Below are 26,347 nucleotides of genomic sequence, written 5' to 3' on the forward strand. Positions count from 1 at the left end.
AGGCTCGACAATGGCTCTGACCCGCGAAGCCCCCATAGCCCAATTGGCAGAGGCAGCGGACTTAAAATCCGCCAAGTGTCGGTTCGAGTCCGACTGGGGGCACCGAGCACGAGGCGGTAAGGCACTGATCGGTTGGCCGTTTCAATCCGGACGCACCCACGCCTTTCGATTTCCTGTACAGCGGACTCGTCACAGTCATACATTGAGCCGTGGAGCCAAAACGGCTCTCGAGCCGACCCACGAAGCTGATGCCAGCAGCGCAGGCACCGTCGTTGCGGGTTCTGGTCGTCGGCGCTGGTGTCGGCGGCATCTCCGTCGCGCGGGGGCTATTGCGCGACGGCCATGACGTCGCCGTCTACGAGCAGCGTCCGGATGTGCAGGCCGGTGGCGGCGCGGTGACCATCTGGTCCAATGGTGCGACGGTGCTGCGGCAACTGGGTGTGGACATGGACCGGGCCGGCCAGCAGCTGTCCACCGTGCGGGTCATGATGTCGACGGGACGCCCGCTGGCCACTTTGGACGTGGCCAGCATCGCCGAGCGGCTGGGCGAGCCGGTTCGGATGGTCCCACGCCATGTCCTGCTTGAGCGGCTGTTGAAAGGCTTTCCGGCGGAACGCATCCGGTGTAATGCCCGGGCCGTCGGCGTTGTCGGCGACCGCGACGGGGCGCGGGTGGAATTCGCGGACGGCAGCGTGGCCGAGGCAGACTTGGTGATCGGGGCCGACGGTAGACATTCGATCGTTCGCGATGTCGTCGGCGCAGACCAGGCGCAGCCGACCGGCTGGTGCAGTTGGCAGGGACTGACAACCCTCCCGGACGGAGCCGATGAGCAGGTCGCCTTCGTCGTCATCGGTGAGCACGCAAGCCTGGGCCTGTGGCCGGCCGGAGGCTCCGAGGTGCAGTGGTGGTTCGACCTGCCCTGGTCGTCAGGCTTTGTCCGACCGGCCCGCCCGATCGACATGATCCGGTCCACGTTCGCCGGGTGGTCCGGGCCCGTCGATCGCGTACTCGCCACGCTCACCGACGATGATCTGGCGCATTCGCCCTACCCCCATTTCCGCCATCCCATTCCCCGGCCGGGCCACGGTGTGCTGACCCTGCTCGGCGATGCGGCCCACACCATGCCGCCGACCCTTGCACAGGGGGCCAACCAGGCGCTGCTCGACACCATGGTGCTGTGTAAGGCGGTGTCGGAATTCCAACGCGGTGCCAACACCGACCTGCCCGAAGCGCTGCGCTGGTATGAGAAGACCCGTCGGCGCCGCGCCGCGGCGGTGTCTCGCGTTGCTTCGCTGCAGGTTTCGCACGGTGAGGCCGTACTGAGAACGGCGGCGATGGTCTCGGACCGGTTCATGACATGGGCGCTGGCGACGTTCCTGCAGTCGGTGAGCCATCGTCGGATGGCCGCTGACATCAGCCGAGGCCATGCCGCCGACACTGCCTGCCGGCCGTGATGGCCGACGCCGTCCGTGTGCGCGGCGCGATCGACGCGCCCTCGCGCTGGCTCTTCATCGTCAAGTGGTGCGTGTTGGCGGTCCCGCACTACCCGATACTGATCGTCCTTTACGCGATGTATCCGGTGCTGACCGTCGTCGCCGGCATCGTGATCTTGTTCACCGGGCGATATCCGCGGGGCATCTTCGACTTCAACGTCGGCGTGCTGCGCTGGTCCTGGCGGGTGATGAACTACCGGTTTCCGATGAACAGCACCGATAAGTATCCGCCTTTCACGCTCGCCGCGCGGCCCGACTATCCCGGCGAACTCGATGTCGACTATCCGGAACGACTCACGCGTTGGGCCGTGTTGGTCAAGCTGGTGCTGGCACTGCCGCAGATCATCGTCTGCTGGGCCATGGAGCCACTGCTGCAGACTTTGGCCGTGATTTCCGCGGTGCGGTTGTTGGCCAGAGGCGCGGTGTCGCCCGGCATGTTCGACCTGCTCATGGGAATCGTCCGGTGGCGTTACCGGGTGGCCGTGTACGTCTCGCTGATGTGCGACGAATATCCGCCGTTCCGGATGGACGTGGGTGGCGGTGGCGCATGAAGCACCGTAATCCGTTGTTCCCGTATATATATGGGCTCGGCATGCCGATATTCGACCGGCTGTTCTATCGCCGATACCGACGGCAGGCGATGAGTCTGGCGACCGGCCGGCTGCTGATCGTGGGCCTGGGCCCGGGCACCGACCTCATGTTTGTGCCGCCCGCGGTGACATCGGTCGCGGCGGTCGAGCCGGAGGCGGCGATGCGCCGGATGGCTGGCGCCCTCGCGCGCCGCTGCGGCGTAGACGTCGACATCCTCGACGGGGTCGGAGAGTCGATACCATTCCCGGACAACAGCTTCGACTCGGTGCATGTCGGTCTGGTGCTGTGCTCGGTCGACGATGTGCCGGCAACCCTCGGCGAGATCAGGCGGGTGCTCGCCCCCGCAGGCAAGCTGATCGTCCTTGAACATGTTCGGGGGGACGGCTTGATGGGGCGGTTCCAGGATCTGATCGCCACGCCGTGGTCGTGGCTGGCCTCCGGATGCGAGCCGAACCGCCGGACCGTCGAGGCGATTGCCGCCGCCGGATTCGATACCGGGGGACTGCGCAGCGTTCGGCGAACTTGGGTGCCGCCGCCGTGCACACCTCACCTGCAAGGCGTCGCCACTGTCATCGAATAGTGCTGTTCGGCATGGTTATTCGATGCTGATGGCTTCGATGATGTTGAGTCGCGCCGCACGTCGCGCGGGCGGAACCGAGCCCAGCAGGCTGATCGCCAGCGCGCCCGCGGTGAAGACCAGTGCCATCGGGCTCGGCTGGAAGGTGACATCGAAGTTCATGATGGTGCCGCTAACGAGGCTGAAGAGCCACTGATCGACCATACCGACCAACAGGCCTACGACGCCGCCCACAAGGCCAATGGCCGCCGCCTCGGCAAGAACCATGCCCAAGGTGTACCGGCGGCTGGATCCCATCGCGCGCAGCACACCGATTTCCCGGCGGCGTTCCAGTACCGAGAGCGTCAACGTGTTCAGCAGTGCGACCGCAGCGACGAACACCACGATGATCCACACGGCATTGGCGATCAGCATGCTTTGGTGCAGAGGGGCTTCCAGGCCGGCCAACGCGGTGCGGCCGTCGTACACGTAGTTCGGTGCGGGCACGGCGCCGCGCACCCCGGCCAGCAGCCGTCCTGGATCTGTATCGTCGGTGGCCGTGATTTGCAGTGTCGTCGTGCCCGGGCGGTCGAACCATGCCCGCATACGTTCCAGGCTCATCCCGACGGTGCCGATGACCGTCGAGAAGTAGGGCACCAGGGCCAGCACGGGCGTGCGCTGGGTGCCGTGGGGCGTTTGCAATTCCAACTCCTCGCCCACCCGGACGCCGAGAGTCTTGCCCAGGTTCTGTGAGAGCACCACACCCCGTCCGGCGAGCACGTCATCACGAACCCGTTCGTCCAGCGCATGGAAAAGCGGGTCGTGGGTGCCGGGGGAGAACCCGTCGAGCATCACCCGCGTGCCGCCGACGACGGCGAATCCGGCAGCACCTTCGACCACCTTCGCGACACCCGGCACCGCCGCCACCTTCTCGGTAAGACCTTGCGGCAGAAGGTCAGTGGGATAGCGATCGGGCGAGTCTGCGCTCACCCACACATCGGCATCGGCGACCGGCGCGAAGATGTCACGTGCGGATCGGATCATGTCGTTGTTCGTCCCGGTGATCACCACGGTGGTGACCACGGCGATGAGCACTGTCATCACCGTGGCCCACACTCGCCGTGGTGCGCGCTGGACCGTGGGCGCCGCCAGCGCCCCGGGCGAACCGAACATGCGGGCCACTGCCGCCGTCGCGCGGACGATGGGTCCGGCGAGCGCGAAGCCCAGCGCGATCTCGGCGACGAACAGGGCGGCGATCGCGACAAAGGCGAGCGACCCCGGTTGGTAGAACACGGTCAGCATCGATGCCGACAAGACCGCCACGGCCACGACCCCACTGGTGATGCGCACCCAACGAGGCACGTTGTCGGCCACGGAAACCCCAACGGGCGCCAGCGCCTCGATCGGTGACACCTTGTACACCTGCCGCGCGGCCATCGCCGAGGCCGCCACGCTGGTCAGGACCGTCGCGGCGACGGCGGCCGGGACCGCGTAGTCGGGCAGCCAGTACTCGATGCGGGCTTCGAGTCCCTGGGTGACCGTCGGTGGCAAGCGGCCAATCGCCTTTCGGCCCAGTAGTATTCCGAGGGCCGATCCGATGGTGCCGCCAATCAGCCCGAGGATCGCGGCCTCGGCGAGCATGTCGCGAACGATCGTGACGCGGCGCCCGCCGATTGCGCGCAGCATCGAGATGACCGGGCGGCGTTGGGCGATCGCCATGGTCATCGTCGTGTAGATCAGGAACGCCCCGACCACCAAGGCGACCGCCGCGCCCATCAGGGCCATGTAGTTCATGAGCTTGACGCCGTCGCCGGCCCGCACCGCCCGCAGGCTCGGGTCGGCGACGATCGCCCGGCCCTTCACGGCGGCCGTGACCCCATCGCGGACTGCGGCCAGATCTGCGCCCGGCGTCGTGGTGACCAGAATGGAGTCGAGCTGACCTTGCCGTCCGGTGACTTGCTGCGCCAACGGCAGCGGGGCCAGCACATAGTGGCCGCCGTTGAGATCAGCGAGTTGCTTGCCCTGGAGCACCCGGTCGACGGTGACCGAACCCGAGCCGAGCCGGAATGTGTCGCCCTTGGCATGGCCGACGGACGGTCCGATCTGGACACCGGCGGCTTCCCGTGACGGCGCGTCGACCTTCACGCCCACAGCATCTTTCAGGGCGCCTTCCAACGCGGCGCTACGGTCGTCGGCACCGAACAGCAGAACCGGTTCGGAATCTGTGGCTGCGGACATCCGGATCATCGGCGCCGCGGCCGCCACGCCGGGCACTGTGGCGACATCGGCCAGCACCGCCTCGGGGAACCCCGCGTCGGTGATGCCCGACACCTCGAGTGCGGCGATGCCGGCAACCCCGTCCGCCAGCCGGTTGACCGATCCGGTGATCGACCCGAAGATGCCGAATATCGCCACGAGATACATTGCAGAAACGGCCATTACGGCGATCGAGGCGACTGTGCGGCGGCGGTGCACGGTCAGTTCGCGCAGGCTGAACACACGGAGCCTGCTCGCCGCGGCGGCAATAGTGGCTCCGGGGCCGTGCTTCTCCTCGCGTCCGCGGCCACTCACCCTGGCGCCACTGACATCTCATCGGAACCGAGCCGACCGTCCTGCAGGGTGATGATCCGATCGGTCGCCGCGGCGGCGTCGCCGTTGTGGGTCACCATCACCACCAGGCGGCCGGCGCCCTCCTCGTGGGCGACCTCGGCGAGCAGAGCCAAGATGGCGGTACCCGTATGGGAATCCAGATTCCCGGTGGGTTCGTCGGCGAGGATCAGGGGCGGGTCCATCATCATGGCCCGCGCCACCGCGACGCGTTGCATCTCGCCGCCGGACAGTTCGGCCGGCCGGTGTTCGGTCCGCTTACCGAGGCCGACCCGGTCCAGCAGCGCAACCGCGTCGGCTTTCACCTTGCCCAACCGGATGCCGTCGAGCAGCTTCGGCACTGCCACGTTCTCCCACGCCGACAGCGTCGGCAGCAGGTTGAAGAACTGAAAGACGAACCCGACCCGGTGATGGCGGAACTCCGACTGTTGTTCGTCACGGAGCCTGCCGATCTCCTCACCGTCGAAGGTGATCGATCCCGAGTCGGGGGAGTCCAACGCCCCGAGCAGGTGCAGCAGTGTACTTTTCCCTGCGCCCGATGGCCCGACGATCGACACGAATTGGCCGCCGTCCAGGCGCAGGCTGATCTCGTCGAGTGCGCGCACCTTCTGCCCACCAACCTTGTACTGGCGCACTACATTGCGCAGTTCGATGGTCAGTTCGCGCTGGGGCGTATCGGCGTTGTCCAGTTGTCTCAAGGTGGCCTCCCACGAGACCGGGTTACCCGGCGCGCGGGGCGCGGTCGGGATATGCGGAGCCTACTCCCGGCGCCCTCGCCACATGTGGGCTTGTGTGGGTTCATGCAAGATTGGTGCCATGCCGCAGGAACTCACCGCCGAACAGGCCGCTGCACTGTTGGAATCAGCCGACACGCTCGGTATCCCGCTGGGCCCCGGCCAGCCTCCGGCATTCTTGCGCGCGCTCGGCGTACGCAAGGACTGGACGGATCTGCGGGTGTACGGCGCGCTGCTGGCGGTGGGCACCGAACTGTTTTCCCGGCCGGGGGTGCACTACCTGTCGGGGTTCTTCGGTCCGCTCGAGCGTGCACTGCGGGACATGGGGGCCGATATCGAGTTCGCGGCGGCGGACTTCCGCCGGTTCGGGCCGCTGCTTGAGCGCCAGTCGCCTCGGGTGATGACGACCGTCGCGACGCCGCCCGATGCCGACGGCTGGTGCTCCCTCTCGCTGCACGCGGGCGGGACGATCGGTGAATTGCGGCGCGCGGGAGCCGATCCGGAGCGACTGCTCATTGTCGAAGTCTCGCAGGGATATCCGCGCACCTTCGGCGTCGGGGAGCAACATCGCCACGCACTGCACGTCGACGAGATCGATGTCTTGGTGTCCTCGACGGACGCGCCGCTGGCGCTGCCCGGGGGCGATGCGGCACCGTCGGATGTCGATCGCGCCATCGCCCAGCACGCCGTGGCTTTCATCGGTCCGGGGGCCACGTTGCAAACCGGAATCGGGGCCATTCCCAACCAGATTGCGACGTTGTTGGCGGAGGGGGACGGCGGCGGCTATGGGCTGCACAGCGAGATGTTCACCGACGGCTGCATGCAACTGCACCGCGCGGGCAAGGTCACCAACACCGGCAAGGGACAGTACGACGGCGTGAGCGTCACGACCTTTGCCTTCGGATCACCAGAGCTTTACCAGTGGCTCGACGGCAATACCGATGTCGCGTTCCTGCCGGTGGAGATTGTCAACGCGCCCGAGGTGATCGGCGCCAACAACGACATGATCTCGATCAACGGCGCGCTCTCGATCGACATCCAGGGACAGGTTGTCGCCGACACCATCAACGGAGGACAGTTCAGCGGAATCGGTGGTGCCGAGGATTTCGTCGCCGGGGCCGGGCTGGAACTGTCGGATCGTTCTCTGATCTGTCTGCCCTCGACCTTCGAAAAGGACGGCCTGCTGCAGTCGCGCATCGTGCCGTGGTTCGGTCCGGGTGCCGTGATCACCACGCCGCGTCACCAGGTCGATGTGATCATCACCGAGTACGGTGCCGCGGAGCTCGAAGGCGCAACGGTCCGGGAGCGCGGCGAGGCGCTGGCGGCAATCGCCCACCCGCAGTTCCGCGATGACCTGCTGGCGGCCGCCAAGCGTGCGGCGAACGGTCGCTCGCCCGTCAGTTGAGTCTGGACCCTCAGCCCTGCTGCACGGTGTTGTTGTTACCCGACTTGCTGACATCGGGTTCCCCGGAGTGATACGTGACCCGGTTGTCGAAGCCGGAGACGCCGATCTTCACCGCGGTGTCCACGGTCACCGCGTTCTCGACGCCGGATACCGTGAGGGTGTCGCAATTGCCCAGTATCTCAACGGTATTGGACACTCCGCTGACGTTGACCGAGCATTCGTCGCAGTAGACCGCCACCTGCTTATGCGTACCGGAGACGCTGAAGGTCGAGCCGGGGGGCACGAATGTGGGGCCGGGGGCCACGGTGGTCGACAGGGTCGCCCGGGTCCGCGTGGGAATCTTCACGACGGTCGATCTGGTCGGCCACGTGGTCATCGGCTCCGAGCTTGTTGGGACATCCTGCGGGAGTGTGGGTTTGGCGAGGTAGAAGGCGAACCCGGCGACCCCTGCCGTGACGAGTGCGAAGAACACGATGAATCGCCGGCGAAACTTGCGGACGGTAGAGCGTGGTATCGGTGCCGTCGTGCCATACACCGGAGGCGGATAGGGGCTCTGGCCGGGGACGCCCAGCTCTGATGTCCGGGCTCGCTCGCTCAGTGAGCGTTCCAGCTCCCGGATTCTGGCTTCGGGGTCACCATCCGGCTCCACTCACCGATGGTCGCACACCGGTGCCCCCGCAGCGATAGCCTTCGCATATGAATGATGCGGGGGATCGGCCGGCCAGCGTGCGCTGCACGCAATGCGGCACCGAGGGAGCAGAGATCGGATTTCTCAACGACAGCGGTCAGTACGCCGCCGGGCATGTTCGGTGGATGCAAGGCCCGCTCAAGATCGGCTTCTTCGGTGCGAAAGGCAGTGGCGGCCGTCGCGCCATCGAGGCGTGGCGGTGCCCGAAGTGCGGGCATCTGGAGCTGTTCGCGGGTAAATGGTTGTAGCGTTTCGGCCATGGGGTCCACGGAGATTGTCGCCGCCGAGCCGCAGCTGTTCGTCAGCGATCTGGAACGCGCCGTTGCGTTCTACGTCGACAAGCTCGGATTCGAAGTGGCCTTCACTTACGGCGAGCCCGCCTTCTACGGCCAGGTGCGGCGCGGCGGGGCCAGTCTGAATCTGCGCAAGGTCACCGGTCCGGTATTCGACGGCAATTTCCTTGCCACGGAACATGATCCGCTTGCCGCGACCCTCACCGCGTACAAGCTGGGTCCGCTGCACGACGAGTATCGGGCCGCGGGTGTGGACTTCCATCAGCCGCTACAGACCGAGGAGTGGGGCAGCGTCACCTTCATCGTGCGGGACCCCGACGGCAATCTGATCCTGTTTTCGGGTGCAGAGGCCTGAAGAAAGCCTCGCCGAGAGAGCCATAGGAGACCACAATGGGCGGCATGCAATTGCCAAACTCGTTCGAAGGGCTCGCGACCGACGACGGTAAGTCCGTCGTCTACGGCGAGCCGTACACGACGGCAGACGGAACCATGGTCATCACTGTCGCCAAGGTGCGCAGCCGGGGCCGCGGTCCGGAAGGTGAACCCTTGGAGACGCTCGCCAGGCCGTTGGGTGTGTTCGTCGTCAAAGACGGGGACGCGCAATGGCGCCCGGCCTTCAACGCCGATCGGGCCTCGACCTTGGGCATACTCACCGGCCTGCTCGCGGCGGTGTTGGGACTGGCGGCCATCATCCGTCGGCCGCCCTGGCCCGATCTCACGCTGCCGGGTTGGTCGCCCGCGGAGAATCCGCAGTGGGGCCGCCGCGGGCGCTGACTACTCAGCGCGCCCGCCGCAGCCCGTCCGCTACTTCTGGGTGACGGTCTCCTTGAAGGTTCCATCGCCCTGGTTCAGCCAGGTGATGGTGCCCTTCTGGAATTCGCCGATCCAGCCGCCCTTGGCGACATCGGGTCCGCCGGCCGTCTCTTCCTCGTCGGCGGTGGGGAAGCCGAGCGTGCCACCGGCTCCGCCCTGCGCTGTGTACACCTTCAGGATTTCGCCCTGCACCAGGTGCGCGCCGGTGGACGGCGAACTGAAGATGGTGCCCTTGGCGAAGGCCTGCACCGTGCCATCGCCCACCTTTTCGGGCTGGCCCGTCGGCAGGCCGAGCTTGGCCTCACCACCGGCCTTGGTGTACGCCTCGGCGACCGGCGGCTCCAGCGTCACATCGCCCACTCCCGGCACGTTGACGGTGGACGGCGCACCGGCGACCACGGACGACACCGCGCTGCTTGCCGACGAGGCCGCGCTCGACGCGGCGCTGCCACCAGCGCTAATGGCCGACGATGCCGCACTCGTCGCGCTGGATAGCGACTCCTTGGCGGCGTCTTTGTCCTGCTGTGAACAGGCGACAGCTACCGCTGCGGAAATCGCAACGATGGAGACCGCGCCTGCTGCTCGTTTCATCAGATTGGTATCCATGAATTGAACGTAACAATGTAAGCGTGGCAATTAGGTGAGTTTTTCGATGTTCACCAATTGTCGGGAGAACGGCCATTAATTCGCCGAACGCATACCGCATGCACACAAATGGCTCTGAATATGTGCGCCAGGTATGCGCTCGGCGATAAAAGGAACGGTCAGGAAGCCGGCGTCAGCTCGCAGACGTAGTCGCCGACGTCGATGTGCACCTCGGCTGCCTCCGGCACGGTGGGCGTGGGCACGACGTTGAGCTGGAACTGCTCGCGACCGAAGTCGTCGGTGGTTCCGGGCCACTGCTCCTGCAAGATGTCGCTGATCAGACCGGCCACGGCGGGCTCGGTGACGCGGTAGGTCTCGGCCTGGCAGAACTTGGAGTACACCTCGGTGACGCGGATACGCGCCTTTTCGATGGGCAATGTGCCCAGGTCCTCACCGGTTTCGGGGTCGCGCACGGCGGTCCCGGTGGCGCCGATGACCGAGAAGATCATCCCGACCTCGACACCGGCGTCATCACCCTTGTTGACCAGCACCGAGTAGCGGTCGACGATATCGGCGACCTTCCCGATGATCGGGTCTACGGGCTCGGGCTCCTGCTCACCAGCCGATTGCTCCACCGGCGTCGTCTCTTCAGGCATTGCCCACGCCAACGGTGTAGTTGTTCGGGCGTGCCGCGGACTCGATTTTTTGCCGCTCGGGCTGTCCGGCGTTCTCCGCCGTCGAGAAATCGGTCTTGGCCTTGGCCACCGCGGTGCTCGACACATTCTCGGACTCGCGCAGGGCCTGGAAGGCGTGGCGCAAAGTCAGACGGCTGATCGTCAGCGCGAGGTTGAGGGCGCTGGAGGCAGACTGCTTGTTGCCCTCGTTGAGATCGTTCGAGGCGGCCGCCAGGTGCTTGTCCACGTCCATCATGCCCTGCAGCGTCACCATCGTCGCGTACGCAGACTGCCCGACATTGCGGTCAAGCTTGTTGCTCTGCTGAATGCGGTGATAGAGATCGGCAATCAAGATTCCGGCGACGAGTGCCAGCAGTGGCGTGACGATCCCCTGTACGAATCGTGCGAGTTCGGTATCGCTCGCCGTGAAGCCGACAACCGCTGCGACGATCGTTGCGACAATCGCCGCAGCGACGATCGTCCAATGAACCAGCGTGGGCTTCGCGGGAAGCTGATCTGAATTTGCCAACGTCGTTACCGTCCGTTCGGTGAGTGGACACATTCACTGCATCCGTGACCCCATGAGCACTGACCGCAGCATGCTAACACCGCGCACGGGTTCGTCCAAGGTCAGGTTACGCGCAGCACTCCATGTTTGCTAAGTGGCTTTGCTGGAGGGTGCGAACGGGGCGGATCTACCGAATTTTGTTTAATCGCAAAGGATTATCCGCACTGCTGCTCGGCCGCGGCGTTCGTCGCCACGATCACCGCGGCTTGCCGATCCGCGGTCAGCTCGTGCCAGGTCTTGTGAAAGGTTCCGGGACCCACCTTGCCGGTGCTCTGGATGGACTGCAGGTACCCCTCCACGAGCTGGGCGGGGCCGTCTTCCTTGCCAGTCATCCAGTCAGCCGCCGCGCGGCACGCCTGGTAGTACTCCTCCTCCAGAGAACTGGGTGCGGCGTCTACAGACGTTGTGACGCCCGCGGGGGACAGTCCGGAGCCGGAGGCCGGAGGCTGCGCGGCGGGCGTCGCGAGGGTGGTGGTGGCGTTGGAGACCGCGCTCGGGGCCGCCTTGTCTGCGTGGTCGTCGGACTTCGACGTGCACGCCGCACCGATCAACGGGACGCAGAGGGCCATCAAGGTCGCGGCGATGCGAGTTTGGACGGTCACCACTCCAAAGTAGCAAGTACCTACCAGCGGCAACATTTACTCAGTCAGAGCTTTTGCTCGGAGGGGAAAACCGCTGGAAAACGCCGGTACCATTTCACCTGTGATGGGACACAGGGGTTTTCAGGGGTGTTGTCGCGGCTAGCCGCGACCACCCTGCCCCTGCCATCGATTGAGCCTTCATGACCACTGCATCTGTCCTGGATCTGCGCCGCCATTCCTCCGCCGGATCCTCGCCCACCCGACTGCGGCTTCCGGACCTACTCCGCATCACCGATGAGGGTGCCGACGACGCCCTGCACGGCCGTTTCGACCACCTGCTGCCCGCCGGGGGCCTGCCCGTCGACGAGCGCTGGGCCACCCGCATCCACGCCGACGACGAGCTCGACGTCTGGCTGATCAGCTGGGTCCCAGATAAGTCCACCGAATTGCACGACCATTGCGGATCGTTGGGTGCGCTGACCGTGCTCAGCGGGGCGCTGCACGAATATCGCTGGGATGGAAGCCAACTGGTGCGCCGTCGGCTCGATGCGGGCGATCAGGCCGGGTTCCCGCTGGGCTGGGTGCACGACGTGATGCGCGCGCCAGAGGCCCCGATACGCATCTCCACCGGCCCCACGCTCAGCGTGCACGCCTACTCGCCGCCGCTCACCGCGATGTCGTACTACGAAGTGACCCAGGCCAACACGTTGCGGCGTAGCCGCACCATCCTCACCGACGAGCCGGAGGGGCCCGCGGCATGACGATCCACGATCTACTGGCCACGGCGCGCGGTCGCCTGCGGCGTCTGCCCGCCGACGAGGTGCCGACGGCGTTGGGTCGCGGCGCGTTTCTGGTCGACATTCGCCCCGCCGCGCAACGTGCCGAAGAGGGCGAGGTGGTCGGTCAAATAGCGGAAGCCCTCGTCATCGAGCGCAATGTCCTGGAATGGCGCCTGGACCCGGAAAGCGACGCCAGAATCCCGCAGGCGGGCAATCACGACGTGGAATGGGTCATCCTGTGCCAGGAGGGCTACACCTCCAGCCTGGCCGCTGCCTCACTGCAGGAGATCGGCCTGTACCGCGCCACCGATGTCATCGGCGGGTACAAGGCGCTCAAGGACAAGGGCATCCTGATCTAGCTCCCTGCCGTGGGCCCCTGGCACGACGTTCGGATGGCGCCGCACAGGCACGTGTACGCACTGCCCGCGTCTATGCGACAACGATCCGGCCGAGCTGGTCCACAACGAGCTGGCCGAGCTGGTCCGCTCTGCGGTTGTCGCATAGAGGCGGGCACCAACGGTGTGCGGTCAAGAACGCCCGGCTCTAGCCGAAGTCCCCCGCGTCACGGCGCAGATGAGTCAGTACCGACACCAGCGTGCGGGTGCGTGACGGCGAGAGTCCGATCTGTGCGAACACCTTGGCGTTCAGATCGGCGGTCGCCACCGCACCGAGATCACGCCCGGCGTCGGTGATCTCGACCAGCGTGCCGCGACCGTCGGCAGGGTTGGGCACCCGGCGCACCAGCCCCGCCTCCTCCAGGCGATCCACCGTGTTGGTCACCGAGGTGGGGTGGACTTGAAGGCGTGCACTGGCTTTGGCCATCGGCATGGAGCCCGATCGGCTGAAGGACAGCAGCATCAACATCTCGTACCGGGAGAAAGTCAGACCATGCGGGCGCAGTACATCCTCGACACGCGCCAGCATGATCTGGTGGGCCCGCATCACCGACGTGACGGCGGCCATCCCGTCGGCGACATCACCCCAGCCGTTTTCTACCCAGTGGCGATGGGCATCGTCGACGGGATCGAACGGCAGGGTCATGGGCTCAGCGGTGAATGAAGTTGGCGGGGCGCTTCTCGACGAACGCGGCCATACCCTCGGACTGGTCAGCGGTGCCGAACGCCGAGTGGAAGATCCTGCGCTCGAACAGCAATCCCTCGGCCAGGCTGGACTCGAAGGCGCGATTGACGGCTTCCTTGGCCATCATCGAGGCCGACAGCGACATCTCGGAGATGGTCTTGGCGACAGCCTTGGCTTCGTCGAGCAGGCTCTCGGTGGCCACCACCCGCGAGACCAGGCCACTGCGCTCTGCCTCGGCGGCGTCCATGTTGCGGCCGGTGAGGATCATGTCCATGGCCTTCGCCTTGCCGATGGCGCGGGTGAGCCGCTGAGACCCGCCCATGCCCGGCAGCACGCCCAGCTTGATCTCGGGCTGCCCGAACTTGGCGTTGTCGGCGGCGATGATCAGGTCGCACATCATGGCCAGCTCACAGCCGCCGCCGAGGGCGTATCCGCTCACCGCGGCGATCGTCGGCGTGCGTACGGCGCCCAGCTTGCCCCAGGCGGCGAAGAAGTCGGATCCGAACATGTCGCTGAACGACTGCTCGGACATCTCCTTGATGTCCGCGCCCGCGGCGAAGGCCTTCTCGCTGCCGGTGATGATGATCGCGCCGACGCCGTGGTCGGCGTCGAATTCGGCTGCGGCGGTGGTTACCTCGTGCATCACCTGCGAGTTCAGCGCGTTGAGCGCCTTGGGTCGGTTCAGGGTGATGACGGCAACGCGGTCGATGCGCTCGGTGAGGATGGTTTCGAAGGTCATGACGCTCCTTGGATTCGCGAGAAGATCGCCGAGAAGTCTAGGCCGGAGCCTCCGGTGGAATTGAAGTCGTCGTAGATGTGCGCGGCGGCCAGGCCCAACTGGGCGTCAACCCCGTTGGCGCGCACCGCATTAGCCGCCAGTCCGAGGTCCTTGGCCATCAGTGCAACGGCGAAGCCCGGCGTGTAGTCGCGATTGGCGGGGCTGGTGGGCACCGGTCCGGGCACGGGACAGTTCGACGTGAGTGCCCAACACTGACCCGAGGCATTGGCCGCGACATCGAACAGGGCCTGGTGAGACAGACCGAGCTTCTCGCCCAGCACGAAGGCTTCGCTGATCGCGATCATCGATACGCCCAGGATCATGTTGTTGCAGATCTTCGCGGCCTGCCCCACACCGGGACCGCCGCAGTGCACCACGCGCTTGCCCATGACCTCCAGAATCGGTTCCGCGGCGGCGAATACGGCGTCGTCGGCACCCACCATGAACGTCAGGGTGGCCGCGGTGGCACCGGGTACGCCGCCGGACACCGGGGCATCGGCGAAGCGGTGTCCGGCCGTGGTGGCCGCCTCGTGCGCGGCGCGGGCATCGGCCACGTCGACGGTCGAGGAGTCGATGAACAGTGTGCCCGGACGCGCCGCGGGCAACAGGTCCTGATAGGCCGCGAGTACATGCTCACCTTTGGGCAGCATGGTGATCACCACGTCGGCCGTGGCGGCGGCCGCCGCGCCGGACTCCGCCAGGGGCACCCCCGCCTCGGTGGCGGCGCCGCGTGCCTGCTCGGACAGGTCGAAGGCGGCCACGGTGTGTCCGGCCTTGGTCAGGTTGACCGCCATGGGTAATCCCATGTGGCCCAACCCGATAAAGGCAACGTTGGTCATGACCACTCCAAATCGTCGCTGACCGGTTGGAAGAAGGCCTCGACATCGGCCTCGGTGACGGCGGCGAGTGTCTTGGGATCCCACTGTGGGTTGCGGTCCTTGTCGACCAGCTGCGCCCTGATGCCCTCGACGAGGTCGTGCGAGCGCACCGATTGGCTGGACACCCGGTACTCCTGCGTGAGAACCGCTTCCAGTGAGGGCAACTCGCGGGCGCGCCGCACCGCCGCGAGCGTCACCGACAGGGCGATGGGGGAGCGGGTCAGTATCTGGTCGGCGGCGGCACGTGCTCGCTCGTCGCCGTGGGACTGCAGCGCGGCCACGATGTCGGCGACGGAATCCCCGGCGTAGCAGGCGTCGATCCAGCTCCGTTGTGTCAGAAGGTCGCTCGATGGGGCAATCGCGCCATGGACCGCGAGTGCGGTGGCAATATCGCTGTCGATGATGGCCTTGGTGAACTTCTCCAGCCGGTCATGCGGCACGTAGTGGTCGGCGAATCCCATCGCGATGGCGTCGGCACCGGAGAACGGAGCACCGGTGAGCGCGGCGTGCAGGCCGAGCTCACCCGGGGCGCGGGAAAGCAGGTAGGTGCCGCCTACGTCCGGGATGAATCCGATCCCGACCTCGGGCATACCGACCTTGGAGGTGTCCGTCACGATGCGGGTGTTGGCATGTCCGGCCACACCGACACCGCCACCCATCACGATGCCGTCCATCAGCGCGACATACGGTTTCGAGAATCGGCCGACCTGGGCGTTGAGCTGGTACTCCTCGCGGAAGAACCGGCGGGCGATGACGCCGTCGATCTTGGCGCTGTTGTGGATCTCCACCACGTCGCCGCCGGCACATAGACCGCGTTCCCCGGCGCCCGAGAGCACCACGGCGCGCACCGCGTCGTCGGCCTCCCATTCGGACAGGGCCGCGGACATCGCGGTGATCATGTCGTTGGTCAATGAGTTGATGGCCTTGGGGCGGTTGAGTGTCAGCAGGCCGACACCCTTCTCGACCCGGGTCTGGATCTGATCCGTCACGCGGGAAGCCCTTCTTGGATAAGCTTGCGGGACACGATGACTCGCATGATCTCGTTGGTTCCTTCCAGGATCTGGTGCACCCGTAGGTCGCGCACGATCTTCTCGATGCCGTACTCGGCCAGGTAGCCGTAGCCGCCGTGTAGCTGCAATGCCTCGTTGGCCACCGTGAAACCTACGTCAGTGGCAATGCGTTTGGCCATGGCACACAGCTCCGCCGCGCGCGGATCGCCCTCATGCACCGCGGAGGCCGCACGCCAGACCATGGTGCGGGCGGCCTCGAGCTCGGTGGCCATATCCGCAAGCCGGAATTGCAGTGCCTGGAACTTGATCAGCTCGTCACCGAACGCCTTGCGCGTGCGTAGGTACTCGATCGACTTCTCCAGCGCCGCGCGGGCACCACCGAGCGAACACGACGCGATGTTGAGCCGGCCGCCGTTGAGGCCGCGCATCGCGATGGTGAACCCGATGCCCTCCTCGCCGATTCGGTTGGTCACCGGAACCCGAGCATCCTCGAAGATGACCTGCGCGGTCGGCTGCGCATGCCAGCCCATCTTGCGTTCGGGCGGCCCGAAGGACAGCCCGGGGGTGTCCTTGGGAACCACGATGGTGGAGATGCCCCGCGGTCCGGGGCCGCCGGTGCGCGCCATCACGACGTACAGGTCCGCGGCCCCGGCGCCGGAGATGAACTGCTTGACGCCGTTGAGCACGTACTCGTCGCCATCGCGCACCGCACTGGTCCGCAAAGCCGATGCGTCACTGCCACATTCGGGCTCGGTCAGGCAGTAGGCCCCGATGGTCTCCATGGTGCACATCGAGGGCAGCCAGTGTTGGCGCTGCTCCTCGTCGCCGAACTCGTCGATCATCCATGCGGCCATGTTGTGGATGGAGATGAATGCCGAGACGGCCGAGCATCCGGTGGCCATCGCCTCGAAGATCAGGGAGGCGTCCAGACGGGTCAGTCCGGAGCCGCCGACATCGGGGTTGATGTAGATGCCACCCATGCCCAAGGCCGCGGCCTTGGGAAACACCTCGACCGGGAAGTACTTGTCGCGGTCCCAGTCCAGGGCGTGGGGCGCTATGTGGATATCGGCGAACTCCCGTGCCGTATTCCAGATCTCGCGCTGTTCGTCGGTCAGATTGAACATGGACAGCCCGCTCAGTCCATGGTCGGAATCACAAAGGAGGCGCCTTCCTTGATGCCCGAAGGCCAGCGCTGGGTCACCGTCTTGGTCTTGGTGTAGAACCGGATGGAGTCGGGTCCGTGCTGGTTGAGGTCGCCGAATCCGGACCGCTTCCAACCGCCAAAGGTGTGGTACGCCACGGGAACCGGGATCGGGACGTTCACGCCGACCATTCCGGTGTTGACCTTGGCGCAGAAGTCGCGCGCGGTGTCGCCGTCACGGGTGAAGATCGCGACGCCGTTTCCGAACTCGTGCTCGGACGGCAGCCGCACCGCCTCGTCGTAGTCCTTGGCGCGAACCACCGACACCACTGGTCCGAAGATCTCTTCCTTGTAGATGCGCATCTCGGGCGTGACGTGGTCGAAAAGCGATGCGCCGATGAAGAACCCGTCTTCGTGCCCGTCGACCTTGAGGTCGCGGCCGTCCAGGACCAGCTCGGCTCCCTCGGCGATTCCGACGTCGATGTAGTCACGCACGCGCTTGAGGGCGTCGGCTCCGACCAACGGGCCGAAGTCGACACCGTCGTCCAGGGATGCTCCGACCACTAGCTCGCGGGCCCGCTTGGTCAGGCCGTCCACGAGCCGTTCGGCGGTGGATTCACCGACGGGAACCGCGACAGAGATCGCCATACAGCGCTCACCGGCGGAGCCGTATCCGGCACCAATCAACGCATCGATGGCCTGGTCGATGTCGGCGTCCGGCATGATGATCATGTGGTTCTTGGCCCCGCCAAAGCATTGGGCGCGTTTGCCGTTCGCGGTTGCGGTCTCGTAGATGTACTGCGCGATCGGCGTCGAGCCGACGAATCCGACCGCGGCGATACGCGGATCGTGCAGCAGTGCATCCACGGCGGTCTTGTCTCCGTTGACCACGTTGAAGACGCCCGGAGGCAGACCCGCCTCCAGGAACAGCTCGGCCAGGCGTAGAGGCACCGACGGGTCGCGCTCGGACGGCTTGAGGACGAAGGCGTTTCCACACGCCAGCGCCGGGCCGGCCTTCCACAGCGGAATCATCGCCGGGAAGTTGAACGGGGTGATGCCCGCGACCACGCCGAGGGGTTGGCGGATGGAGTACACGTCGATGCCCGTACCCGCGCCGCTGGTGCATTCGCCCTTGATGAGGTGGGGGATGCCGGTGGCGAATTCGCAGACCTCAAGCCCGCGCTCGATGTCACCCTTGGCGTCGGCGAGGGTCTTGCCGTGCTCCTGGGACAGCATCGCGGCCAGGTCGTCGATCTCGGCGCGGACCAAGTCGACGAACTTGGCGAGCACACGAGCGCGTTGCTGAGGGTTGCGGGCGGCCCAGCCGGGCTGCGCTTCCGCCGCGTTTGCGATGACCGCCTCGACTTCGGAAACGTCCGCCAGCGGCACCTGTCGTACCGGCTTGCCCTGCGTGGGGTCGAAGACATCGGCGAAGCGGCCGGAGGTGCCGGAAACGCGCTTGCCGGCCACGAAATGTGTTAATTGCGGTAACGAACTCATGGTGTAGCCCCTTGGGAAACGGTGTGGGAATCAGGGAGGTCGACGCTTCCGAATCTAGTTGGACATCCAGGTAATGTCTAGTAGGACTTCCAGGTAAAAACCCGAGTGTTCACAGTGATCTCACAGGGATTTGCCACGCCCAGGTAGGTCGGGCGGTAGTCTGGGCGTACCGCGTGGCCGGGCACCCGGAACTCTTGTCCTTGCCTGCGCGTTGAATCACCGAGACCGCATATCGCGGTACCGCACTTCCAGGAGAGGATCACGACGGTGCGAACCACCAGCAATCCCATTCTTCGGACGCTGCCCGGACGTGAGGGTGGCGGCTATGCGCAGTTCGGGGCAGGTGCGGCAGGAGCTGGGGCCATGGCGGCTCAGCAGATGCGGCAGGACCCGTACACCGCGTATCCCGAGGCGCAGGCCGGCGTATCCCGGCCGCTGACGATCGACGATGTGGTGACCAAGACGGGCATCACCCTCGGTGTGATCGTCGCGGTCGCCGCGGCGGCATTCTTCTTGATCAGCGCCAACACCGCGCTGGCCCTGCCTTTCCTTGCCGTCGGCGGCATCGGCGGCTTCATCATGGTGATGATCGCCAGCTTCGGACGTAAGCAGGACAACCCGGCCGTCGTGCTGAGCTACGCGGCGCTCGAGGGCCTCTTCGTCGGCGCCATCTCGTTTGTCATCCCGGCCAGCGTGGGTGTCGGCGGAGCCAGCGCGGGTGCGCTGATCGGCCAGGCGATCCTCGGCACCGTCGGTGTGTTCATCGGCATGCTGTTCGTGTACCGCTCCGGCGCCATCCGCGTGACGCCCAAGTTCCAGCGGATGTTGCTGGCCTCCCTGGTCGGCGTGCTGGTGCTGGCCATGGGCAACCTGGTGCTCGGTTTCTTCGGCATCGACATGGGTCTGCGCAGCGGTGGCCCGATCGCGATCATCTTCTCGCTGGTCTGCATCGGCATCGCCGCGTTCAGCTTCCTGGTCGACTTCGACGCCGCCGATCAGCTGGTGCGCGCCGGGGCGCCGGAGAAGGCCGCCTGGGGCATTGCCCTCGGCCTGGCCGTCACCCTGGTCTGGCTCTACGTCGAGATCCTGCGACTGCTGAGCTACTTCCAGAACGACTAGCGCTAAGCATCACAAAGGGGCGTCCCGCGCAGGGGCGCCCCTTTGTGATGCTTTCAGCCGGAAACGCGGACCCGGCTCGCGGCCTCGGCGGCGTTGCGGCGCGCGGCATTCACATCTTCGTCGCGTGCCAGTGCCACGCCCATGCGGCGGGTGACAAAGCTTTCCGGCTTACCGAACAACCGCAGATCCGTCCGCGGGACCCGCAGGGCCTCCTCGACACCGTCGAACACCACACCCTGAGCATCGACTCCGCCATAGATCACGGCGCTCGCCCCCGGGGACTTCAATGTCGTGTCGACGGGCAGGCCGAGGATGGCGCGGGCGTGCAACTCGAACTCGTTCTGCCATTGCGTGGTCATGGTGACCATGCCGGTGTCGTGCGGGCGCGGGCTCACCTCGCTGAAGTACACCTGATCGCCCTTGACGAACAATTCGACACCGAAAATTCCCTGCCCGCCCAGGTTTTCGGTGACCGCCCGGGCGATGTGCTCGGCACTGCGCAGGGCGGCGTCCGACATCGGATGAGGCTGCCAGCTCTCGACGTAGTCGCCGTTGGCCTGCCGGTGCCCGATCGGCGCGCAGAAGTTCGTCTCGACCTGCCCACCCGTGCCCAGTGCGCGGACCGTCAAAAGGGTTATCTCGTAGTCGAAGTCGACGAATCCCTCGACGATCACCCGGTTGTTGCTCACCCGGCTGCCCGCCATCGCGTAGTCCCAGGCGTTCTGCACGTCGGCCGGTCCGTCCAGCCTGCTCTGCCCCTTGCCGGAGCTGCTCATCAGTGGCTTGACCACGCAGGGGTATCCGATGCCCCCGGATTCCGGGTCGATCGCGGCCCGGAGCTCGTCGAGCGAATCGCAGAATTTGTAAGGGCTGGTGGGCAATCCGAGTGTCTCGGCCGCCAGGCGGCGAATGCCTTCGCGGTCCATCGTCAGCCGCGCCGCGCGCGCGGTCGGGATCACGCGCACCACGCCCTCGGCCTCCAGCGCCTCCAGGGTGGCGGTGGCGATCGCCTCGATCTCGGGGACCACCAGGTCGGGCTTCTCGGCTTCGATGAGGGCGCGCAACTGCTCGGGATCGGTCATCGAGATGACGCGCGCATGGTGGGCGATTTGGTGGCCGGGCGCGTTCTCGTAGCGATCGACGGCAATGGTCTCGACGCCCAGGCGCTGCAGGGCGATCAGTACCTCGCGGCCGAGTTCGCCGGCCCCGAGCAGCATGACTCGGGTGGCGCACGGTGACAGGGGAGTTCCGATAGTGGTCATCGCGACGGAATTCTAGTGAGCCCGGTGGCACAAACGCCGACACGCCGTGTTGTGGCGGGAACGTGCGATACGAACCCGCCGCAACACGGCGTGTCGACGAGAAGGGGGAACTAGGAGAGCCGCTCGATGACCATCGCCATACCCTGGCCGCCGCCGACACACATGGTCTCGACACCAAAGGTCTTGTCGTAGGTGGTCAGGTTGTTCAGCAGGGTGGCGGTGATGCGGGCACCGGTCATACCGAACGGGTGACCCAGGGCGATCGCACCGCCGGAGACGTTGAGCTTGTCCTCGTCGATACCCAGCTCGCGAGCCGAGCCCAGCACCTGCACCGCGAACGCCTCGTTGATCTCGAACAGATCGATATCGCCGATCGTCTTGCCCGCGTTGGCCAGTGCGCGCTTGACGGCCTCGATCGGTCCCAGACCCATGATCTCCGGGGACAGGCCCGAGACACCGGTGGAGACGATGCGTGCCAGCGGGGTCAGCCCCAGCTCCTTGGCGCGCACGTCACTCATCACGACCAGCGCGGCGGCGCCGTCGTTGAGCGGGCAGGCGTTACCGGCGGTGATGGTGCCGTTGGGGCGGAACACCGGCTTGAGCTGGCTGATCGCCTCGTAGGTGGTGCCGGCGCGCGGGCCGTCGTCCTTGGACACCACGGTGCCGTCGGCGAGGGTCACCGGGGTGATCTCACGCTCGAAAAAGCCATCGGCGATGGCCTTTTCGGCCCGGTTCTGGCTGCGCACGCCCCAGTGGTCCTGGTCCTCGCGGCTGATGCCGGTGTGCAGTGCCACGTTCTCGGCGGTCTGGCCCATCGCGATGTAGACATCGGGGGTCAGGCCGTCGCCCCGCGGGTCATGCCACTCGGTGGCACCCTGTGCGGCGGTCGCGGTGCGGGCCTCGGCGTCGGCGTACAGCGGGTTGTGGCTGTCCGGCCAGCCGTCCGAGGTGCCCTTCGGGAAGCGCGAAACCGTCTCCACTCCAGCGGAAATGAAGACATCGCCCTCGCCGGCCTTGATGGCGTGGAACGCCATGCGGGTGGTCTGCAACGAGGACGAGCAGTAGCGGTTGACAGTGGTGCCGGGCATGAAGTCGTAGCCCAGCTGCACCGCCACGGCACGACCGATGTTGAAGCCGGCCTCACCGCCGGGCTGGCCGCAGCCGAGCATCAGGTCGTCGACGTCCTTGGGGTCGAGTGCGGGCACCTTGTCGAGGGCGGCGCGCACCATCTGGGCGGCCAGGTCATCCGGCCGCATGCTCACCAGCGAGCCCTTGCCGGCGCGCCCGATCGGAGAGCGGGCAAGGGAAACGATCACGGCTTCGGGCATGAAAACTCCTGAATATCGGGGATTTAGTACTGGTTCTACTCCCCAGGAATCTAATGCAGCGATACGGCGGGCAGATCGTCGGGCTCGTCGACGCCGGTGGCGATCTCCGTGACGTTGCGCCGCCAGATTCGGCCCAGGACGCGTATCCGGGCGCTCATCGTCTGCGATTCGGCAGCGGCAGACACCCATGGCAAATCCGGGATGGGTCCACCGGTCCATTCGCCGAGCGAATTCGCCAGGGCCGGCAACAACAGCCGCGCTGCCAGCGCATATCCGGCGGCCGAGGGGTGATAGTGGTCGTCGGCGAACATCTCTTCTGGTGCCTGCAGGAACTCCGGGGCCAGCAGGTCGGCAAGCGGAACGGGGACGCCGCCGCTGGCTCGCACCGCCGCGGCCTGGAAGTGAGCCAGGCGTAGCCCGCGGGAGCGCACCACCGCCCGCAGCGGCTGCGGTATGGCGGTGATCACGCCGAAGTCGGGGCAGGTACCCACCACCACAACCGCGCCGGCGGCGCGCAGACGGCGCACCGCATCGCCCAGACGCTGCGCGGAAGCCCGCACCGCGTTGAGCGAGGTCACGTCGTTCGCGCCGATCATCATCACCGCGGCATCCGGCGGCGGGCCGATGATCGACATGGCGTCGATCTGTGCGGCCAGGCCCTTGGAGGTCGCCCCCGATATCGCCTTGGTGGACAGCCGGATTCGCTTACCCGACTCTTCGGCCAAGCCACGTGCCAGCAGCACGCCGGGCACCTCGTCGGGGATGTGGCAGCCGTAGCCCGTGGCCGTCGAATCCCCGAAAATCGCCAGATGCAGGTCGTACTGCACGCCACGGCTGTATTTGGTCACCGGAGCGCCGCCGCGCTCGTACACGCCGTCGGCGACCGGGGGAGCGTCGTGGGTCTTCGGGATTACCCGGCGCACCTGCCTGGCCTGCGCATTCAGGAAGCTGTACGCACCCCAGACCCCGGTACCCATCGCCGCGCCCGCGGCCCCGGTGCTCAGGGCTGCCCAGATCGTCCGTCTCCGTGTGGCGAGGATGCTCACGGTGGCTATTTTCACGGACCGCGACACACCGCGCCAGTCCTCTGACCAGCAACACGGGAAATGAGGCGTGGACGATGCGGTATCGAAAGCGGTTTGTTGCTTGTTGATAGGTATAGTCCATCGGACGCTAGCTGGCAGCTAGCAGTCTGCAGTGGCACAGGACGCTGGCTAGGCAAAGGAGCCTGAACAGATGACCGCACCGAAGCGCGCACCCGAATATGGGCCTGCGGGGTCTGCTGGATCCTCGCTGAGTGCCCTGAATACGCTGGTCCGCAGCATCCCGATGAGCGACGGCGCCGCCGTCGAAGTGATCGAGGACGCGGCAAGTCTGGCCGCGCGGCTACTCGGTTTCGGTGTCCGGATGACGGTGCGCACGGTGCTGCAGATCGGCAGCCACGCCCCCACACTTCCGTACCCGTTTGGGCTGATCGAAGAGCTGGGCCGCTTCCTGGTTCCCCCGCGCGGCACGGTCAAGGCGACGGTCACCCTGCCGAACACCAATGCGCGGTTGATTCGCGCCAAGGGCGTCGGACCGGCGGACGGCACCGGACGCGTGGTGTTGTACCTGCACGGTGGCGCGTTCATCGTGGGCGGGCCAAACACCCACAGCGCCTTGGTGTCCACCATTTCCCAGCACGCCGACGCGCCGTGTCTGCTGGTCGACTACCGGATGCCGCCCAAGGCCTCCCTGGATCAGGCGATCGACGATTGCCTCGACGGGTACCGCTGGCTGCGCGGGCAGGGATACGCGCCGGAGCAGATCGTGTTCGCGGGCGATTCGGCCGGCGGTTTTCTCTCGGTGGCGGTGGCCCAGCGGCTCCTCGCGGAGGACGGCGAGGTGCCGGCCGCGCTGGCGCTCATCTCGCCGCTCATCGAGCTGGATCCCGCGCCCAAGGTCGCCCATGAGAACGCCAAGACCGATGTGATGTTGCCGCCCAATTGCTTTGAGGCGCTCGACAAGATTCTTACCAAGGCCGGTGGTGGTATCCCGCCGCGGGAGATCATCGACAAGGTCGACGGCCGGATGCCGCAGACGCTGGTGCACTGCTCCGGCTCGGAGGTGCTGCTCTACGACGCCCGACTGCTGGGGCGCCGCCTTGCCGAGCAGGGTGTTCCGGTGGAGATCAAAGTCTGGCCCGGTCAGATGCACGTCTTCCAGGTGGCCACCAAGATCGTGCCCGAGGCCAAGAGATCGCTGGCGCAAATCGGCCAGTACATCCGCGATGCGGTGCCCGAGACTGCCTCGGCAGAGTTCGTCGCACCCGCCGCGGTCTGATCCCGCGGTAGGTCCTCTGTGCGCGGACCGCTGGCCGGTCTAATAGCGTTAGCGGCATGCGCATCGCCCAGCATGTCTCGGATCTGATCGGCAACACCCCCCTCGTCCGGCTCAACTCGGTGGTGCCCGAGGGATACGCGACGGTGGCCGCCAAGATCGAATACCTCAATCCCGGCGGCAGCTCCAAGGACCGCATCGCCGTCAAGATGATCGAGGCTGCCGAGGAGGCGGGCCTGCTCAAGCCCGGCGGCACCATCGTCGAACCCACGTCGGGTAACACCGGCGTCGGATTGGCGCTGGTCGCGCAGCGCAAGGGTTATCGCTGCGTATTCGTGTGCCCGGACAAGGTCAGCGAGGACAAGCGGAATGTGTTGCGGGCCTATGGTGCCGAGGTCGTGGTGTGCCCCACGGCCGTTCCGCCGGAGCACCCCGACAGCTACTACAACGTCTCGGACCGGCTGGTGCGTGAGATCGAGGGCGCCTGGAAGCCCGATCAGTACTCCAATCCGAACGGCCCCGCCAGTCACTACGAGACCACCGGCCCGGAGATCTGGGCCGATACCGACGGCAAGATCACCCATTTCGTCGCCGGGGTGGGCACCGGCGGAACCATCACCGGCGCGGGCCGGTACCTCAAGGAGGTCTCCGGGGGCCGCGCAATAGGCGAGGTGAAGGTCGTCGGTGCCGATCCGGAGGGATCCGTCTACTCCGGTGGTACGGGCCGCCCGTACCTCGTCGAGGGTGTGGGAGAGGACTTTTGGCCCACCGCGTACGACCCCAGCGTGGTCGACGAGGTGATCGCGGTATCGGATGCGGACTCGTTCGAGATGACTCGCCGCCTCGCCCGCGAAGAGGGCCTGCTGGTCGGCGGATCCTGCGGCATGGCGGTGGTCGCGGCAATTCGTTTGGCGGAGAAGGTCGGACCCGACGGTCTGGTGGTGGTGCTGCTTCCCGACGGCGGACGCGGATATCTGTCCAAGGTGTTCAACGACGCCTGGATGTCCTCCTATGGATTCCTGCGCAGCCGTCTGGACGGCAGCATCTCCGAGCCCACCGTCGGCGACGTGCTGCGTGGAAAGTCGGGGGCGCTACCGGATTTGGTGCATACCCACCCGTCGGAGACTGTCCGCGACGCCATCGAGATCCTGCGGGAGTACGGGGTGTCGCAGATGCCGGTCGTCGGTGCCGAACCGCCCGTGATGGCCGGCGAGGTGGCCGGCTCGGTGTCCGAAAGAGAGCTGCTGTCAGCGGTATTCGAGGGCCGGGCACAACTCGCCGACGCGGTGTCTCAGCACATGAGTCCGCCGTTGCCGCTGGTGGGCTCCGGTGAGCCGCTGAGCACCGCGGGGTCCATGTTGCGCGACACCGATGCGGTCATGGTCGTGGACGAAGGCAAGCCCGTCGGCGTCATTACCCGCCACGACCTGCTGGGATTCGTTTCCTCGGGTAGGGGCGTACGGCTCTGAATTTGGCGCCAAATCGTTTCGCGGAAGCCAACCTGTGGAAACGCTGAACGCGTAATGTCCTCTGTTGCTCGACGCTCAGGCGTGTCATACGAACTG

Annotated in this window: 28 protein-coding genes and 1 tRNA gene; 13 read left to right on the forward strand and 16 right to left on the reverse strand. The window is 66.3% G+C overall.

Going from position 1 to position 26,347, the window contains the following annotated elements:
• The first annotated feature begins 28 nt into the window (after positions 1-28).
• The 4 genes from MYCSP_RS05215 to MYCSP_RS05230 all read left to right on the forward strand — a co-directional run bounded on the left by MYCSP_RS05215 (position 29) and on the right by MYCSP_RS05230 (position 2,664).
• A tRNA-Leu gene (locus MYCSP_RS05215) sits at positions 29-102 on the forward strand.
• A 146-nt stretch (positions 103-248) separates the two neighbouring features.
• Positions 249-1,454 (forward strand): FAD-dependent oxidoreductase, encoded by a 1,206-nt coding sequence (locus MYCSP_RS05220; RefSeq protein WP_088413327.1) that lies wholly within the window; start codon positions 249-251, stop codon positions 1,452-1,454.
• 17 nt (positions 1,455-1,471) lie between these two features.
• The gene (locus MYCSP_RS05225; RefSeq protein ID WP_088415451.1) at positions 1,472-2,044 is read left to right on the forward strand and encodes a DUF4389 domain-containing protein; all 573 of its coding nucleotides are present in this window, start codon (positions 1,472-1,474) and stop codon (positions 2,042-2,044) included.
• Complete coding sequence (locus MYCSP_RS05230; RefSeq protein ID WP_088413328.1) at positions 2,041-2,664, forward strand: class I SAM-dependent methyltransferase; 624 nt, start codon at positions 2,041-2,043, stop codon at positions 2,662-2,664. The genes MYCSP_RS05225 and MYCSP_RS05230 overlap by 4 nt, the downstream gene beginning before the upstream one ends.
• A gap of 15 nt (positions 2,665-2,679) precedes the next feature.
• Here the strand turns inward: MYCSP_RS05230 and MYCSP_RS05235 are convergent, their stop codons facing one another.
• Entirely contained in the window at positions 2,680-5,079 is a 2,400-nt protein-coding gene (locus MYCSP_RS05235; protein WP_235629548.1) for an FtsX-like permease family protein, read from the reverse strand.
• A 128-nt stretch (positions 5,080-5,207) separates the two neighbouring features.
• Positions 5,208-5,906, reverse strand: a complete 699-nt coding sequence (locus MYCSP_RS05240; protein WP_088415455.1) for an ABC transporter ATP-binding protein — start codon at positions 5,904-5,906, stop codon at positions 5,208-5,210.
• 157 nt (positions 5,907-6,063) lie between these two features.
• Here MYCSP_RS05240 and MYCSP_RS05245 point away from each other — a divergent pair, with 157 nt between their 5' ends.
• Positions 6,064-7,386: an acetyl-CoA hydrolase/transferase family protein gene (locus tag MYCSP_RS05245; RefSeq protein WP_083014570.1), complete on the forward strand. Its 1,323-nt coding sequence runs from the start codon at positions 6,064-6,066 to the stop codon at positions 7,384-7,386.
• 10 nt (positions 7,387-7,396) lie between these two features.
• On the opposite strand, the gene MYCSP_RS23400 is transcribed toward MYCSP_RS05245, so the two are convergent.
• Positions 7,397-8,035, reverse strand: a complete 639-nt coding sequence (locus MYCSP_RS23400; protein ID WP_088413329.1) for a DUF3060 domain-containing protein — start codon at positions 8,033-8,035, stop codon at positions 7,397-7,399.
• Positions 8,036-8,082: 47 nt separating this feature from the next.
• Here MYCSP_RS23400 and MYCSP_RS05255 point away from each other — a divergent pair, with 47 nt between their 5' ends.
• Genes MYCSP_RS05255 through MYCSP_RS05265 form a run of 3 tightly spaced genes read left to right on the forward strand, consistent with a single transcriptional unit; the run spans position 8,083 to position 9,141 of the window.
• Positions 8,083-8,322: a hypothetical protein gene (locus MYCSP_RS05255; protein ID WP_070912832.1), complete on the forward strand. Its 240-nt coding sequence runs from the start codon at positions 8,083-8,085 to the stop codon at positions 8,320-8,322.
• Between the two features lie 10 nt (positions 8,323-8,332).
• Complete coding sequence (locus MYCSP_RS05260; RefSeq protein WP_083014575.1) at positions 8,333-8,722, forward strand: VOC family protein; 390 nt, start codon at positions 8,333-8,335, stop codon at positions 8,720-8,722.
• Between the two features lie 35 nt (positions 8,723-8,757).
• Complete coding sequence (locus tag MYCSP_RS05265; RefSeq protein ID WP_070912830.1) at positions 8,758-9,141, forward strand: hypothetical protein; 384 nt, start codon at positions 8,758-8,760, stop codon at positions 9,139-9,141.
• Between the two features lie 30 nt (positions 9,142-9,171).
• Here MYCSP_RS05265 and MYCSP_RS05270 read toward each other — a convergent pair whose 3' ends face one another.
• The 4 genes from MYCSP_RS05270 to MYCSP_RS05285 form a co-directional block, all read right to left on the reverse strand.
• Positions 9,172-9,786 carry an LGFP repeat-containing protein gene (locus tag MYCSP_RS05270; RefSeq protein ID WP_083336220.1) on the reverse strand — a complete coding sequence of 205 codons (615 nt, stop codon included), beginning with the start codon at positions 9,784-9,786 and terminating at the stop codon, positions 9,172-9,174.
• 158 nt (positions 9,787-9,944) lie between these two features.
• The gene (locus MYCSP_RS05275) at positions 9,945-10,421 is read right to left on the reverse strand and encodes a hypothetical protein (RefSeq protein ID WP_070912829.1); all 477 of its coding nucleotides are present in this window, start codon (positions 10,419-10,421) and stop codon (positions 9,945-9,947) included.
• On the reverse strand, positions 10,414-11,001 hold the full coding sequence (locus tag MYCSP_RS05280; RefSeq protein ID WP_070912828.1) for a hypothetical protein: 588 nt from the start codon (positions 10,999-11,001) through the stop codon (positions 10,414-10,416). Before MYCSP_RS05280 ends, MYCSP_RS05275 begins: the two co-directional genes overlap by 8 nt.
• 161 nt (positions 11,002-11,162) lie before the next feature.
• Positions 11,163-11,645, reverse strand: a complete 483-nt coding sequence (locus tag MYCSP_RS05285) for a lipoprotein LpqV (protein WP_083336219.1) — start codon at positions 11,643-11,645, stop codon at positions 11,163-11,165.
• A 143-nt stretch (positions 11,646-11,788) separates the two neighbouring features.
• Between MYCSP_RS05285 and MYCSP_RS05290 the strand changes: the two genes are divergently transcribed.
• Positions 11,789-12,349, forward strand: a complete 561-nt coding sequence (locus MYCSP_RS05290; protein WP_083014582.1) for a cysteine dioxygenase — start codon at positions 11,789-11,791, stop codon at positions 12,347-12,349.
• Complete coding sequence (locus MYCSP_RS05295) at positions 12,346-12,726, forward strand: rhodanese-like domain-containing protein (RefSeq protein ID WP_070912826.1); 381 nt, start codon at positions 12,346-12,348, stop codon at positions 12,724-12,726. The genes MYCSP_RS05290 and MYCSP_RS05295 overlap by 4 nt, the downstream gene beginning before the upstream one ends.
• Before the next feature lie 184 nt (positions 12,727-12,910).
• On the opposite strand, the gene MYCSP_RS05300 is transcribed toward MYCSP_RS05295, so the two are convergent.
• The 6 genes from MYCSP_RS05300 to MYCSP_RS05325 are packed head-to-tail and all read right to left on the reverse strand — an operon-like array spanning position 12,911 to position 18,754.
• Complete coding sequence (locus MYCSP_RS05300) at positions 12,911-13,408, reverse strand: MarR family winged helix-turn-helix transcriptional regulator (RefSeq protein ID WP_070912825.1); 498 nt, start codon at positions 13,406-13,408, stop codon at positions 12,911-12,913.
• 4 nt (positions 13,409-13,412) lie between these two features.
• On the reverse strand, positions 13,413-14,186 hold the full coding sequence (locus tag MYCSP_RS05305) for an enoyl-CoA hydratase (RefSeq protein ID WP_070912824.1): 774 nt from the start codon (positions 14,184-14,186) through the stop codon (positions 13,413-13,415).
• Entirely contained in the window at positions 14,183-15,064 is an 882-nt protein-coding gene (gene mmsB, locus MYCSP_RS05310) for a 3-hydroxyisobutyrate dehydrogenase (protein ID WP_070912984.1), read from the reverse strand. Before mmsB ends, MYCSP_RS05305 begins: the two co-directional genes overlap by 4 nt.
• Positions 15,061-16,092, reverse strand: coding sequence for an enoyl-CoA hydratase/isomerase family protein (locus MYCSP_RS05315; protein ID WP_070912823.1), 1,032 nt, complete (start codon positions 16,090-16,092; stop codon positions 15,061-15,063). The genes mmsB and MYCSP_RS05315 overlap by 4 nt, the downstream gene beginning before the upstream one ends.
• The gene (locus MYCSP_RS05320) at positions 16,089-17,237 is read right to left on the reverse strand and encodes an isobutyryl-CoA dehydrogenase (RefSeq protein WP_088413330.1); all 1,149 of its coding nucleotides are present in this window, start codon (positions 17,235-17,237) and stop codon (positions 16,089-16,091) included. Before MYCSP_RS05320 ends, MYCSP_RS05315 begins: the two co-directional genes overlap by 4 nt.
• 11 nt (positions 17,238-17,248) lie before the next feature.
• Positions 17,249-18,754, reverse strand: a complete 1,506-nt coding sequence (locus MYCSP_RS05325; protein ID WP_088413331.1) for a CoA-acylating methylmalonate-semialdehyde dehydrogenase — start codon at positions 18,752-18,754, stop codon at positions 17,249-17,251.
• A gap of 267 nt (positions 18,755-19,021) precedes the next feature.
• On the opposite strand from MYCSP_RS05325, the gene MYCSP_RS05335 reads away from it, so the two are divergent.
• Positions 19,022-19,873, forward strand: a complete 852-nt coding sequence (locus MYCSP_RS05335) for a Bax inhibitor-1/YccA family protein (RefSeq protein WP_088413333.1) — start codon at positions 19,022-19,024, stop codon at positions 19,871-19,873.
• A gap of 53 nt (positions 19,874-19,926) precedes the next feature.
• Here the strand turns inward: MYCSP_RS05335 and purT are convergent, their stop codons facing one another.
• The 3 genes from purT to MYCSP_RS05350 form a co-directional block, all read right to left on the reverse strand.
• Positions 19,927-21,135, reverse strand: coding sequence for a formate-dependent phosphoribosylglycinamide formyltransferase (purT, locus tag MYCSP_RS05340; RefSeq protein ID WP_088413334.1), 1,209 nt, complete (start codon positions 21,133-21,135; stop codon positions 19,927-19,929).
• A gap of 110 nt (positions 21,136-21,245) precedes the next feature.
• Complete coding sequence (locus tag MYCSP_RS05345) at positions 21,246-22,463, reverse strand: acetyl-CoA C-acetyltransferase (protein ID WP_070912818.1); 1,218 nt, start codon at positions 22,461-22,463, stop codon at positions 21,246-21,248.
• Positions 22,464-22,513: 50 nt separating this feature from the next.
• Positions 22,514-23,509, reverse strand: a complete 996-nt coding sequence (locus MYCSP_RS05350) for an SGNH/GDSL hydrolase family protein (protein ID WP_070912983.1) — start codon at positions 23,507-23,509, stop codon at positions 22,514-22,516.
• 190 nt (positions 23,510-23,699) lie between these two features.
• Between MYCSP_RS05350 and MYCSP_RS05355 the strand changes: the two genes are divergently transcribed.
• Both MYCSP_RS05355 and MYCSP_RS05360 read left to right on the forward strand, forming a co-directional pair.
• Positions 23,700-24,785 (forward strand): alpha/beta hydrolase, encoded by a 1,086-nt coding sequence (locus MYCSP_RS05355; RefSeq protein WP_088413335.1) that lies wholly within the window; start codon positions 23,700-23,702, stop codon positions 24,783-24,785.
• A 56-nt stretch (positions 24,786-24,841) separates the two neighbouring features.
• Complete coding sequence (locus MYCSP_RS05360; protein ID WP_070912816.1) at positions 24,842-26,251, forward strand: cystathionine beta-synthase; 1,410 nt, start codon at positions 24,842-24,844, stop codon at positions 26,249-26,251.
• Positions 26,252-26,347: the final 96 nt, after the last annotated feature.

This window comes from Mycobacteroides saopaulense (genome assembly GCF_001456355.1).
Classification (GTDB): domain Bacteria; phylum Actinomycetota; class Actinomycetes; order Mycobacteriales; family Mycobacteriaceae; genus Mycobacterium; species Mycobacterium saopaulense.

Excerpts from the sequence above, each read along its gene's own strand:
- MYCSP_RS05245 (WP_083014570.1), top strand. The coding sequence starts at position 6,064 with ATGCCGCAGGAACTCACCGCCGAACAGGCCGCTGCACTGTTGGAATCA.
- MYCSP_RS05345 (WP_070912818.1), bottom strand. The coding sequence starts at position 22,463 with ATGCCCGAAGCCGTGATCGTTTCCCTTGCCCGCTCTCCGATCGGGCGC.
- MYCSP_RS05320 (WP_088413330.1), bottom strand. The coding sequence starts at position 17,237 with ATGTTCAATCTGACCGACGAACAGCGCGAGATCTGGAATACGGCACGG.
- MYCSP_RS05325 (WP_088413331.1), bottom strand. The coding sequence starts at position 18,754 with ATGAGTTCGTTACCGCAATTAACACATTTCGTGGCCGGCAAGCGCGTT.
- mmsB (WP_070912984.1), bottom strand. The coding sequence starts at position 15,064 with ATGACCAACGTTGCCTTTATCGGGTTGGGCCACATGGGATTACCCATG.
- MYCSP_RS05230 (WP_088413328.1), top strand. The coding sequence starts at position 2,041 with ATGAAGCACCGTAATCCGTTGTTCCCGTATATATATGGGCTCGGCATG.
- MYCSP_RS05290 (WP_083014582.1), top strand. The coding sequence starts at position 11,789 with ATGACCACTGCATCTGTCCTGGATCTGCGCCGCCATTCCTCCGCCGGA.
- MYCSP_RS05355 (WP_088413335.1), top strand. The coding sequence starts at position 23,700 with ATGACCGCACCGAAGCGCGCACCCGAATATGGGCCTGCGGGGTCTGCT.
- purT (WP_088413334.1), bottom strand. The coding sequence starts at position 21,135 with ATGACCACTATCGGAACTCCCCTGTCACCGTGCGCCACCCGAGTCATG.
- MYCSP_RS05235 (WP_235629548.1), bottom strand. The coding sequence starts at position 5,079 with ATGGCCGTTTCTGCAATGTATCTCGTGGCGATATTCGGCATCTTCGGG.
- MYCSP_RS05270 (WP_083336220.1), bottom strand. The coding sequence starts at position 9,786 with ATGGATACCAATCTGATGAAACGAGCAGCAGGCGCGGTCTCCATCGTT.
- MYCSP_RS05285 (WP_083336219.1), bottom strand. The coding sequence starts at position 11,645 with ATGTTGCCGCTGGTAGGTACTTGCTACTTTGGAGTGGTGACCGTCCAA.
- MYCSP_RS05295 (WP_070912826.1), top strand. The coding sequence starts at position 12,346 with ATGACGATCCACGATCTACTGGCCACGGCGCGCGGTCGCCTGCGGCGT.
- MYCSP_RS05275 (WP_070912829.1), bottom strand. The coding sequence starts at position 10,421 with ATGCCTGAAGAGACGACGCCGGTGGAGCAATCGGCTGGTGAGCAGGAG.
- MYCSP_RS05260 (WP_083014575.1), top strand. The coding sequence starts at position 8,333 with ATGGGGTCCACGGAGATTGTCGCCGCCGAGCCGCAGCTGTTCGTCAGC.
- MYCSP_RS05255 (WP_070912832.1), top strand. The coding sequence starts at position 8,083 with ATGAATGATGCGGGGGATCGGCCGGCCAGCGTGCGCTGCACGCAATGC.
- MYCSP_RS05360 (WP_070912816.1), top strand. The coding sequence starts at position 24,842 with ATGCGCATCGCCCAGCATGTCTCGGATCTGATCGGCAACACCCCCCTC.
- MYCSP_RS05305 (WP_070912824.1), bottom strand. The coding sequence starts at position 14,186 with ATGACCTTCGAAACCATCCTCACCGAGCGCATCGACCGCGTTGCCGTC.
- MYCSP_RS05265 (WP_070912830.1), top strand. The coding sequence starts at position 8,758 with ATGGGCGGCATGCAATTGCCAAACTCGTTCGAAGGGCTCGCGACCGAC.
- MYCSP_RS05300 (WP_070912825.1), bottom strand. The coding sequence starts at position 13,408 with ATGACCCTGCCGTTCGATCCCGTCGACGATGCCCATCGCCACTGGGTA.
- MYCSP_RS05220 (WP_088413327.1), top strand. The coding sequence starts at position 249 with ATGCCAGCAGCGCAGGCACCGTCGTTGCGGGTTCTGGTCGTCGGCGCT.
- MYCSP_RS05280 (WP_070912828.1), bottom strand. The coding sequence starts at position 11,001 with ATGTGTCCACTCACCGAACGGACGGTAACGACGTTGGCAAATTCAGAT.